Consider the following 11,630-nt stretch of genomic DNA (forward strand, 5'->3'; position numbering starts at 1 on the left):
CGGCAGCGACCAAGGAACCGGCAGCGACCAAGGAACCGGCAGCGACCAAGGAACCGGCAGCGACTCCCCGGGCAACCCGGCCCGAGGTTCAACCCGGCGGTTCATCCCCACCGAAAGCCGGCCTTCATGATGCCGCCACGACTGAACCCGGCAGCGAGCCCGGTTCAAAACCCGGCACCGAGACTTTTTCAGAACCCGGCCACGAACCGGCGGGACCTACCGGACCCCGAACCCGGCCGCAATCCCAGACGATCATGAAAGACGGAACACGAACCCGGCCGCAATCCCAGGCGATCATGAAGGACGGAACAAAAGACAATAAAGGAGGCACCCCATGAGCCGAGAACCCCATGCCCTGGATGCCCTGCTGACCCTCCAGGAACGCCCCCCGGCTCCGAACTGGTTTGCCGCCTGTCTCGCCCTGGGATGGAGGGCCTTGCTGAAGATCAAACATGTTCCCGAACAACTCTTCGATGTAACCGCCTTCCCGATTATGATGACCCTGCTGTTCAGCCTGCTCTTCGGCGGCGCCCTGGCAGGATCGGTGGAATCGTATGTGCAGTTTTTAATCCCGGGAATCCTGGTAATGACGGTGGTCATGATCACCATGTACACCGCCCTGACGATAAATAAGGACATCGCCAAGGGGCTCTTCGACCGGCTGCAGACCCTGCCGATCTGGCAGCCCTCCGCCCTGGTGGGGGCCCTCCTGGGCGATCTGGTACGCTACACCATTGCTTCCGTCGTGGTACTTGTACTGGGTCTCATCCTGGGATTCCGACCCGAGGGCGGCCTGCTTGGCCTGGCCGGGGGCGTGGGTGTAGTATTGGTCTTCGCCTTTAGCCTGTCCTGGATCTGGACCATGATGGGCCTGCTCCTCAAAACACCCGAGGCCGTCATGAGCATCAGCTCCATCGTCAGCTTTCCCCTGACCTTCGGAAGCAACATCTTTGTCGATCCCGGTACCATGCCCGGGTGGCTTCAGGTGTTTGTACGGGTTAATCCGGTAACCCACGCAACAACGGCGGCCCGATCGGTCATCCAAGGCAGCCCGGATCTTCCCGCCCTGGGAATCACCCTCATCTGGTCGGTGGTATTGGTCCTGGTCTTCGGCGCCATTACCATGTATCTCTACCGCACCCGGAACAACCGCTGAGGCATGGTATACTGGTGGCCAAGGAGGACACCAGTATGAGTATATCGTGGCTCGGTGTTGTATTAAGCGTCGTATTTTCCATGCTGAACGGCATGATTTGGTACCACCCCAAGGTTTTTTTCGACCGGTGGTGGAAGATAATCGGTAAAGAGGGCCAGCAACCCGACACCCAGGGCATGGCCCTCATGTGGATTCTGACGGTTCTCAGCGCCGGGGTAAAAGCCCTGGCGGTGGGCGTTTTGGTCGGAATATCCCCCGCCCTCTTAGGAGATATCACCGGCCTCACGGGCCTGCTGACCGGGGTGCTTGCCTGGGCCGGCTTTGTTGCTCCCACCTTCCTGGTGAACAAACTCTTTGCCGGGCATGGTGTGGCGGGCTGGGCCATAGAAGCAGGAAACCATCTTCTGGACATGGCGGTGTTCGGATTGTTCTTCGGGCTTCTGGCGTGAGGGTTCGGTATTTAGGGTGATTCACATGCCCGGGGTAGATCCCCGGTAGCAAAGGTAGTCACCCTTTTTATAGTGCGCAAAAGAATGGAACTTTTCACCCCGTCGACACCACCCATGAGTGGAAATATTGGTTACTCCGCTATATCTGGTGTCGTTTACAACCTTTTGCGCACTACACACCCTTTTCAGAAATACCGGGGTGCGCCTGGCTGGGCGTACACCGGCATTCCGATTTCCGGAGCCGGGTTCAGCCGGGTTTACGGAACACACCGCAGAGGATCGGCGTGTCCGGCAGAAATGGTTGGCCGGCCACATCAGAGTACCATGACACCAGCTCGAAACCCCGGGCGGTAAACTCAGGTTTAAGGGTCTCGGGGGTAAAGGCCTGGTGCCAGTTGAGTATAACCCGGGGCTCGCCCTGCTCGGGCACCAGAATGTAGCGTTCCAGGTGCAGATTATCGGGGTAGGAAAGCAGCGACTCCAGGCAGACATGGGGTGAATCCATAAAAAACCCCGAATCCTGGGCGTACCAGGTCTGGGAGTCGGCGCGGCTCCGGAAGAATACCGGAGTCTCCACATCCAGGATGAACAATCCGCCCGGCCGAAGCGCCTCAAAGGCTCCGGCTATCACCTTCCGCCGATCCTCCGGGGCCAACACCCCGAAGTCGCAGTAAATCAACATAGCCAGGTCAAAGGGGCCAGGAACCTCCAGGTTAGTGTAGTCCTGGCAGAGAAACCGGCCACCGGGATTCTGGGAAGCCGCGTATCCGATGGAACCCTCGGAAAAATCAACCCCCGTCACATCGTACCCCAGGGCCAGGAGCCGCTGAGCGTAGAGGCCGGGGCCGCAGCCCAGGTCCAGAAGACGCGGGAACGAATCGGGGGGTGCGATCTCCTGGATGAACCTGCATGATGCATCCAGAAAGGCCGGCCTCCGGGAGGCAGCATCGGTGTCCGGGTCAAGATGGGCCTGGAGCATCCCCTTGGAAATATGGGGATCCCGCCACAGCTCCATGGAGCCTTTGGCGAAGGGCGCAGGCCGGTCGGCGAGGCGGTACAGATTTAGATGGTGGTTTCTGGTCATAGCCCCTGATTATACCACATCGGCGGTGTTCTGCTATCGGAGATCCTGTTATCGGGCGAGTTGCCGGCGGCGGTCGATGATAATCTGAAAGAAATCAGGATTTAGGAAGCTTTCAAACCGGATAATCTGCCCCGGTTGGTGATATTCAGTGGTTTGGCTGCGGATTTCTTCGGGAAGTACCGCCCATAGAAGCTCCGTACAGTACAGCTCCCCGCCCCCCAATTCAAAGGAATAATCGAAGGGCAGGCGCTCCGATTCAAGAGCGAGGGCACGGGCAGCCATGGCGGAACGGATCTCCCCCGGGGCCTTCAGGCGCACCACCGCCGTAGAGCCGGGGATGCTGGCGGCTAAAAAATCCTCCAGGCTCTGGGCCTGTACCCCGTCCCGGGGCGAGATGCTCTGGGACACGGAGTGGACAACCTGCCAACCCCCGGTTTCATCGGGCATGAGCATCCCCCCATGGGAAAACCCCTCCCTTCCCCCGAGAACCTCCACAATGAGGCTGCTCATCAAGCCCCCTCCCCGGCGCAGTACGATGTCCCCGGGCTGGATGGCATCCAGCTCGTAGGCATGAAGCACATCGCCTCGGGTTGCCATGGAGGATTCCGGGGAGGCGGCGGCCTGCATTTCTGCCTGAGCCGGTGCGCCGCGGAGAGATTTGGTAATCCAGCCCACCCCGGCCACCAGGAGCCGGGGCATCCAGAGATAGGCCAGGATAAAACCCAGGCCCAGGACCCCGGTAATTATAGCTGGAATACGGGTAAGGGACTTCTTCACCGCCGGACTCCTAGAGTTCCTTATCCAGGTCCTCTTTGTCTAGGGCGACAAGCCATGTGCCGTCTACCTCTTCCAGGGTCAGGGTCTGCTCCTGGCCGTCTGCCGAAAGGGTAACAAAGGCTGTTCCCTCACGCATCTCGGTGTTCACGTGGGTAAATTTGGTCCCGGTGACCTCCTGAAGCTCCTCCTCGCTCATTTCGGCGCTCATCATGCCGAGAAAGCCCAGCATTTCCTGGGTCTCCGGGGTGGCATACTCTGCAGCTTTTTCGAAGTCCATGGACGACACAGCCTCCATGAAGGCGATGGCGGAGGCTTCGGGACCCTTCTCTTGTGCACAGGATATAATCACCATTGAGACTAAAACCGTCACAAAGATCAACTGTACTACTCTTTTCATAGGGATTCCTTTCGCTATTATCGATAATGCAATATAGAGTCGTGCATTCCCCGAGGGCTGTCAAGCGCTGGAGACATTATAACGGCCCCGTAGCCCTGGGTTGGCGGGGCCGGGGCCTTATACAGGGCAGTCGAATCACCCTAAAATTTCCAGAATGCCCCCCGGGGCGTACCCAAAGCTCGGCAGCCATGGCATACTGGGGTGGTGAGCAGGACGACAGACACACCGATGAACAGCCAGATGGACCCACCCGGGGTGGAGGAAGGCCGGACCAGCCGGGAACGGGAGCACCGGGTGCGGGTCCAGACCCGGGTGAGCCTGGTGGGCATTCTTGGGAACGGGATCCTGGCGGCGGGAAAGATAACCGTGGGGTTTTTGACGGGTTCTATGGCGGTGGTGGGGGACGGGATTGATTCCGCCTCGGATATTATAACCAGTGTCATCGGACTTTTCGCCGCCCGGATCTCCAATAAACCCCCGGATCAGGAGCATCCCTACGGCCATGAACGGGCCGAAACGATCGCCACGAAACTCCTGTCCTTTATTATTGCCTTCGCGGGGTTTCAGCTGCTGGTATCCACTGTGGGACAGCTGATCTCCGGGGAGGCGGTGCAGGTTCCCGGGATTGCGGCCCTGGTGGTGACGGCGGTGAGCATTCTCGGCAAGGCCGGGCTGGCGTTGTACAAGGGACGGGCCGGCAGGGCCATTGATTCGCCCATGCTAGTGGCCGACGCAAAGAATATGCGCAACGATATTCTGCTGAGCGCCGGGGTACTGGCGGGGGTCGGGCTGACCTTGGCTCTTGAGCTGCCGGTTTTGGACAGGATTCTGGCCCTGATAATCAGTTTGTTCATTATTAAAACGGGGATTCAAATTTTTCTGGAAACCTCGGTGGAGCTTATGGACGGGATGAATGATCCCGAGCTCTACCGCCGGGTTTTTGCGGCGGTGCACCGGGTGGACGGCGCCCAACATCCCCATAAGGCCCGGATCCGGCGGATCAATACCCAGCTGATGGTCGAACTGGATGTGGAGGTCGACTCTGCCATGACGGTGCGCCAGGGACACGGGATCGCCAACCAGGTGGAGAGGCAGATCCGCCAGGCTATTCCCCATGTGTACGATGTGCTGATTCACATCGAGCCCCTGGGAGTACATCATAGCCAGGAGGCCTACGGACTCTGCGAGGCTGATGTAGAGTTGGAATCACCCGAGGGAAAAGCCTCGAGCTGAGCCGCCGCATCCACCCCACCCTCAGCTTGACCAAACCCGGGTCGGGTATTACCATGGGCAGACCCCTCCCCAATGCATACACATAGCAGCGGAACCTGGTGAATCCGGCTGATGGGCAGCCGGAACTGATTAACACAGGAGTTTGCTATGTCTCAGAAGCAACGGACCAGATGTTCCAAAAGAACGCCTATTCTACCCGTCTACCCCCGGCATAAGGCAGCGAAGGCCTTTTTGCGACAAAACAGGTTGCAGCCCTACATTCCCCGGGCCAGGCGCCGGTACACTCACGCCATGATTACCTACCTACACCGCTGCACCCTGCATAACTACCATCAGATCCTCGCCAGCAAGGATTGGACCTGCATGTACTGCGGCGCCCACGGCGGTCCAGGGGACGGCCAGGAGCCGGGCATCCAGGACACTGAGGATCCCCGGGGAGCCACCGCCACCTGCCCGGTCTGCATGGTTGATGCCCTGGTAGGCAGTGCCACGGGCTTCCAGGTACGCAGCCCCTACCTCATTGCCCTCTGCTGCCGGACCTGGTTCAGGACCTACGGGTACATCGAGGATCGCGAGCCGGGCACCCTGACCTTCCGCACCGTTTACGTGGATTAGTCCGACACCTGGCAGCCGATTGACCGCCGGGGTTTTAACGGGAGACTCTTTACCGGGAAGGGATCCAGGCCGTGTGGGCAAGTCCCCGGAGATCTAACCGAGGCCCCAGGTTTTTCTGTCAAACAGCCGGCCGGTCCCGAGCCTAGTCCCAGGGGAAGCCGTTCAGATGTTCAGATCTTCCAGCCAACGCCCCCCTTAGCGCCATCAAGACCCGAAGACCGCCCAGCGGTTCTTGCCTGCGGCCTTGGCCTGGTAGAGAGCCTGATCTCCCTGCTGGATAAGGGTCTGCCAGGGGGTTTGGTGGCGGTACCGGGCGATGCCGATGCTGCAGGAGAGCCCCGGCGCCTCGGGAGGGGTTGCTGGAGGCTTGGCGTGATCCGGGGTGTTGAGCCGGATTACCTCCATCAGACTTTCTTGGCGGGAAAAGGCGTCAATAATTCGCCGGGCGCTTTGGATTGCGTCTTTCAGGGTGATTTCAATGAGCAGGATAACAAATTCATCCCCCCCGAACCGGGCGATCTGATCGCTCTGGCGGCATTGGCTGGTCAGGATGCCTGCAAAATGCTGGAGTACCAGGTCGCCCGCCCAGTGGCCGTACCGATCGTTGTAGGTTTTAAAGTTATCCAGGTCCAGAAACAGCAGACAGGGCGGCTCATGCTCCTTCTGATACCGGTCAGCTCGCTGGCACTCCTCCGCCAGGCGCTGCTCCAGGCTACGACGGTTCAAAAGCCCCGTCAGGGCATCGGTCCGGGAGAGGGCCTGAATCTCCTCATTCGCTCTACGAAGGGCCGATACCAGGGTGGCCCCCTGAAGCCCCGTACTCAGGTGTCGGGCCAACCCGGCGGTTACGGCAGTATCATCCTTCCCGGGTTGAATCACCAGGTACCCGATCCTCTTGCCGGCAAACTGTACCAACTCCACATTCAGACTGCAGCCCCGGGGATGGGCATCCGGTCCCTCCGACTGGTCTCCCGGGACGGACTGCCTAGGCTGCCCCGGATCGACCAGCCCGGATCTGCGAGGCGCTACCCTCTTTCCGGTCTGCCTGGTCTGTTCACCCTCGGCGGTAGAACCGGGCCAGTACCCCCGGGGAAGAAGGGTCCGGACATCAAAATGTATCCCCTGCTCGGGATCAATGGTTCGCCGCCTGCCGTGCCACATCCAGAAAACCAGCCGAGCGCCGTCCTGGGGCTTCTCCGAGGATGTAAACAACACCAGGGCCGCGCCCTGTCCACCGAGCATGGGAATCTGCACCTCCAGGCCCTGGAGGATGTAATCCATATCGTACCGGCTGAAGAGCACCCGGCTGGCTGCGTCGATGCGGTTCTGTCTGGCGTCCTGGTCCAGGGTGCGGGCGCGCATCTGGCGCTGGATAATATCGTTTGCCAGGGCGGACAGCCGGGTGTCCGCGGCGGTCGTCATGGAGCTGCTCCGGGTAAGCAGTGCCTCGGGAATCTCCCCGGGGTCAATACCGGTCCGGCTCAGGCAGTCTGCCAGCCGGCGGATGGCCTTGGCCCGGGTAGTCCAGTGCTCCGAGGTTTCGGGGGACGTTGGGGTGGTTTCCCCGGGTGGAGGGCCGGAGATTTCGGCTTTGGGCATTCCTTTCGGCTGATCCTCAGGCGTCTTGGGGTCGGAGGTTAAGAGTTCATCGAGAATGGCCAGGGCTTCGGCGGGCCATGTTCGGGAGATGTCCGGGGCGCTGGGGGACGCCCCGGAGAGCACCTGGATTCGGCGGTTCACACAGCCGCAGGATTCCCGCAGGATCACCCTGCTTTCGGGAAGCAGAGCCGATGGTGATGCCGGGGGGTTCCCCGAGGTTGAGGCATGAGAATCACCCTGAAGATGCCGGATACAATGGGCCATGAGGTTCCGGCCGTATTGGAAGAAGTTTTGACTGGCGGTGGTAAGGGAGGGAATACTGCAGCGACCCTGCTCCACATCATCGAAGCCCACCACGGCCACGGTACCCGGGACGCTGATACCCTGGCTCGTCAGGTACTCCATGGCCCTCAGGGCGGCCCGGTCGTCCCGGGCGGCTAGGGCGGTAAAATCCTTGCCGGGAATCAATCCGCGCCCTTCCACCAGCAATCGCATAGCGCTCTCGGCCCAGTTCTCCGTTTCTTCCAGGTTGGCATGCAGCCTATGATAATCCTCTTGAATATCCCGCCCGGTGACGAGCAGCCGGGGGTCAGGACTGATTCCCGCCTCCTCCAGCGCCTGGTGGTACCCCGACTGACGTTCCCGGACTTCCCAGGGGGTTTCGGGGCTGTCCCCAGCCAAATAGGCGATCCGGCTATGGCCGTGCCGGGTAATGAGATGGCTGACCAGTCGGTAGATGGGGGTTCGGTTATCAGGATTGAGGGCGGTTACTCCCGGATGGCCCCAGCCAAGACTGAAAATCGGCAGGGACGAAAGGTGGGTAACCAGTTCTATCAGATATTCCGGGGGTGCGTCGTGGAGGAACTGCGCCCCCCAAAGCAGCACGGCTTGAAATGCCTGGGGATCAAAGAGCTGATAGAGCAGACTCGAACGGTTCTCATTGGGTGCTCCCTGGGCGGGTATGGCCTGCAGGTAGTTCTGTTGTAAGCCGCCGCCCAGGTATACCATCTGGATGCCGTAATCCCGGGAGGCCTGATGGAGCCCTCTCCAGAACTCTATGCTGTAGTACCCATCCAGGGGGGCACCGAGGACCAAGACTGGTTTTAAATCGGGTTTTTTACTCACTACTTTAAGAGTCAACCCCCCGGGCCGAATAGTCAAGACTTGGGTGAACTTCTGCAGTTCCATGGTGATTTCATAGCCTGGCGCACTTGGTACCACACCGCGGACCGGGTCATTCAATCCGGACTTGGACCCGATCATCGCAGAATCACCCTAACAAATACCCCGTAGCAACCCCCCGGATGTACCGGAATTCTCCAAGATTTCCCCGGAACTTAAGGTTGAGTTAAGCTCGGTCTGCCATAATGGCATTTTAAGGAGAAGCTATGAAACGATTATTCATCTTGTTGGTATTGGTACCCTTGGTGCTGGTTACAGCCTGTGGCACCCTCTTTGTTGCCGGCGGGGCGGATTACCGCGCCGGTGAACGGGCTTTCAAGGAAGGCAAGTACGATGTGGCCTTGGAGAAGGCCCTGTCTGCCCTGGAAACCAACCCGGAATTCCCAGAAGCCGCAGAACTGCTTCAACGAACCGCTGAACAAGGTCCCCGTAACATCCTGGCGGAGATCGATACCCTACAATCCAGCGGCAGGGCCTTTGCATCAGATTCTATCTGGCGGGAGTATGCCCACCTGGAACGGATTCACCGGATTCTCTCAGGCTCTTCGTATGCGTCCCGGTATCCAACCAAGAGTTATGCCCAGGAACGTGACGAGGCGAAAGAAACCGCCGCAGAGGAATACTACCAGGCCGGATCCCGTGCCCTGGCTAGAGGTGATTTCCGCTCCGCCCGGGAAGCCTCCCGCTACCTCGCCAGCGCCCAGGCCCTCATTGCCGATTACAAGGATACCCAGAGCCTGCTCGCCCAGGCCAAGGAAGCCGGGATTGCCCGGGTCATGGTGTACAGCGTTCAGGGTATGGACATTCTGGAACGCGCAGTCATCAACGCCCTGGGGGGTAATCCTACGGTCCGGGAGTTTACCCAATTCGTATCTCCGGCGGCCCTGGGAATCGGCCAGGGTCGATCCCTGGCAAACGTAGTACGGGACAGTCAGGAAGCCGATGTGGATCTGCTGCTGTACATTGAGTCGGTCACCGCGGGCCGGGTCACGGATACCCGAAGCCGGCCGAATATTTCATTGGCTGGGGGATTGTTATCCGGGAATGAATACACCTGGGGCTACAATCAAGAAATCGAGGGAACCTTACAGCTCATTGACGTTGCCGCCGGGCAGGTACTCTCCCAGCAGAGCTACCGTGACAGTGCCTCGGACAGTATCACCGCCACGATCATCACCGGAACCTCCAGCATGCGCTTAAACCTCCGGGATTTCGGCGACGGCAGCTTTGCGGTCATGCGGGTTCAGGACGCCACCTCTCTTCTCTACGGGGTTTATGATGATTTCCATGCCAGTGCCAGGGATTTTGTGAGCCGTCAAAACTACGATGCGGTACGGGCCGCAGATTCCTTCGAGGCCCTGAAGCGGATTGTCCATAACGAGATTTGGTACTACGGTACAGAGATTCTCACCGACGACGCCACGGAGCTCTACTACCCGCTTTACGACAGAGTACGCACCGAAAATACCCGGCGTTACGAGTATTCCAACAGCCTGTTTAACACAACAAAAACCAAGGCGCCCCTCCTTGCCCGGGAAGCCTCCCAGGACTTCAGCGCCCTTGAGCAAAGTGCCGGATCGGCCATCGGGGCGGCCATGATCAAGCATATTCAGTAATCTGCCGGGTGAGAATTCCCGGGGCCCCTGCGGCTATCTGCATGGGGCCCCGTTCGGTTCTTACCATCGGGCGCCGGCAGCCTGCGGAACCGGAACCCTGAAAACCGGTCCCCAGACACCCTCGACGCCGGGCCCCGGCAGCCCGCGGAGCCGGAACCCCGGCACCTGTTATCGGCATCACGAGCGGTCTCCCTTTCCGGCCGCCCAGGGCTCAAAAAGCTCACGGCCCTGAAACACCCCCCGGAGATACTCAAAAAGTCTGGCATTCCCAAGAACCCGCCGTAAACTCCCGTCCTGAACCGCCCGGTTCACCAGAGCCGTCATGTCATGGTATACCCCGCCCCCCCGGGGGCTGCCCAGAGCCTTCTTTTCGCCGATCAACCAATCCCTGTACGCCCCCAGACTGGTCCGCAGCCCTTCCAGCCTCGGCCCGGGCAAACCGCTTTGGCTGTACCACTGCTCCATCTGCATCATCACCATGTACAACTCGTCGGCGGGATTCAGCATTCGTCGGTAGACCCGGTGGGGAATCATCGGGGCAATCCCCCCTTCCCGGTTCAGCTCGCGGAAAACCTGTCGCATCTCCTGACGGTAGGAATACAGGGGATTCCCGCTCTGCAAGTCCCGACCGTACAGCTGGGCATAGCGCTGACGAAGCCCATTTTCTCGGGGTTCATGGCTTAGGTGGGTACAAGGTGATTCGACTACCTCAGGGTCAAGGGATTCCCAGCAGTTCAACACCGAAAGGAAGTGGTTCCGCTGACGCCCCGGGCGCAGGGTAAGCCAGCCGGGCATGATGCACGAGACCCCGGCATCCGCCAAGGTTCGGTACAGATTCCGCAGTTCCCGGATACCATCGCTAATCCCCGGCATCAGGGGCATAACCAAGGCTCCGGTTGCGCAGCCCGCCGCAGCCGCCCCCTCCAATGCCCGGAGCCGGTCCCGGACGGGGCTCGCCCCGGATTCAAAGGTATCCGCCACCCGCTGGTCCAAGGTCGTGACGGTAACCAGAAGAAGGAACCCCGCTGCCTGATTCACCTCCCGCCAGTAGGGCATATCCTCCAGGACCAGGGCTGATTTTGTCAGCAGCGTGACCGGCAAACGGTAGTACTGCAGTATCTTCGCGCAGGAGCGGGTAATTCTCAGCTGTGCTTCCAGGGGCTGATAGGCATCGGTAATGCCGCTGCTGATAGCCACAGGCCCGTATTCCCGCACCCTAGGCAGCTCCCGTTCCAGCAGGTTGGGAAGATTCTCCCGATAAACGATATCCCGCTCAAAATCCCCCTCCACATAGTATTTCTCCGCCCGGCCGTCACAGTAGCTGCAGGCATGCCCGCAGCCCATGTAGGGCGAGAGTTTGTACCGACTCATGGTAAACGGGTCGGGCAGCAGGTTGGCAGATAACGCCTTGGATACCCGGCGCGCTTTGGGTCTAGGGGCTGAGGGGCTCTTCATTTGTTTAGTAGTATAGGCCTGTAGAATCTCCATGGCAAGCGCCTTTCTCGGGGCATGGTTCAGGCGC

Annotated in this window: 10 protein-coding genes and 1 pseudogene; 6 read left to right on the forward strand and 5 right to left on the reverse strand. The window is 59.9% G+C overall.

Translation table 11 applies throughout. The features are described 5' to 3' along the window. The 3 genes and pseudogenes from DC28_RS16565 to DC28_RS13035 form a co-directional block, all read left to right on the forward strand. Positions 1 to 338: pseudogene (locus tag DC28_RS16565) on the forward strand (hypothetical protein); the annotation flags it as partial. Then, positions 335 to 1,156, forward strand: a complete 822-nt coding sequence (locus DC28_RS13030; RefSeq protein WP_037549550.1) for an ABC transporter permease — start codon at positions 335 to 337, stop codon at positions 1,154 to 1,156. The pseudogene DC28_RS16565 and the gene DC28_RS13030, both read left to right, overlap by 4 nt. 35 nt (positions 1,157 to 1,191) lie before the next feature. Continuing rightward, on the forward strand, positions 1,192 to 1,605 hold the full coding sequence (locus tag DC28_RS13035; protein ID WP_037549552.1) for a DUF1761 domain-containing protein: 414 nt from the start codon (positions 1,192 to 1,194) through the stop codon (positions 1,603 to 1,605). A gap of 247 nt (positions 1,606 to 1,852) precedes the next feature. On the opposite strand, the gene DC28_RS13040 is transcribed toward DC28_RS13035, so the two are convergent. From DC28_RS13040 to DC28_RS13050, 3 genes are read right to left on the reverse strand one after another with little or no spacing between them, the layout of a single operon-like run. After that, on the reverse strand, positions 1,853 to 2,689 hold the full coding sequence (locus DC28_RS13040; protein WP_052078888.1) for a class I SAM-dependent DNA methyltransferase: 837 nt from the start codon (positions 2,687 to 2,689) through the stop codon (positions 1,853 to 1,855). 48 nt (positions 2,690 to 2,737) lie between these two features. Continuing rightward, positions 2,738 to 3,466 (reverse strand): YiiX/YebB-like N1pC/P60 family cysteine hydrolase, encoded by a 729-nt coding sequence (locus tag DC28_RS13045; RefSeq protein ID WP_037549555.1) that lies wholly within the window; start codon positions 3,464 to 3,466, stop codon positions 2,738 to 2,740. 10 nt (positions 3,467 to 3,476) lie between these two features. Next, on the reverse strand, positions 3,477 to 3,863 hold the full coding sequence (locus DC28_RS13050; protein WP_037549557.1) for a nuclear transport factor 2 family protein: 387 nt from the start codon (positions 3,861 to 3,863) through the stop codon (positions 3,477 to 3,479). A gap of 204 nt (positions 3,864 to 4,067) precedes the next feature. Between DC28_RS13050 and DC28_RS13055 the strand changes: the two genes are divergently transcribed. Together DC28_RS13055 and DC28_RS13060 are read left to right on the forward strand one after the other, a co-directional pair. Further along, entirely contained in the window at positions 4,068 to 5,096 is a 1,029-nt protein-coding gene (locus tag DC28_RS13055; protein WP_238565825.1) for a cation diffusion facilitator family transporter, read from the forward strand. Between the two features lie 291 nt (positions 5,097 to 5,387). Next, positions 5,388 to 5,711, forward strand: a complete 324-nt coding sequence (locus tag DC28_RS13060; RefSeq protein WP_156104692.1) for a hypothetical protein — start codon at positions 5,388 to 5,390, stop codon at positions 5,709 to 5,711. A gap of 204 nt (positions 5,712 to 5,915) precedes the next feature. Here the strand turns inward: DC28_RS13060 and DC28_RS15875 are convergent, their stop codons facing one another. Then, positions 5,916 to 8,498, reverse strand: coding sequence for a diguanylate cyclase (locus tag DC28_RS15875; RefSeq protein ID WP_162180242.1), 2,583 nt, complete (start codon positions 8,496 to 8,498; stop codon positions 5,916 to 5,918). Positions 8,499 to 8,698: 200 nt separating this feature from the next. Here DC28_RS15875 and DC28_RS13070 point away from each other — a divergent pair, with 200 nt between their 5' ends. Then, a complete protein-coding gene (locus DC28_RS13070) occupies positions 8,699 to 10,108 on the forward strand; it encodes a hypothetical protein (protein WP_037549562.1) in 1,410 nt (469 codons plus the stop codon). A 177-nt stretch (positions 10,109 to 10,285) separates the two neighbouring features. On the opposite strand, the gene DC28_RS15880 is transcribed toward DC28_RS13070, so the two are convergent. Next, complete coding sequence (locus DC28_RS15880; protein WP_156104693.1) at positions 10,286 to 11,563, reverse strand: SPL family radical SAM protein; 1,278 nt, start codon at positions 11,561 to 11,563, stop codon at positions 10,286 to 10,288. Positions 11,564 to 11,630 lie beyond the last annotated feature (67 nt).

The organism is Spirochaeta lutea (assembly GCF_000758165.1).
Taxonomy (GTDB): domain Bacteria; phylum Spirochaetota; class Spirochaetia; order DSM-27196; family Salinispiraceae; genus Spirochaeta_D; species Spirochaeta_D lutea.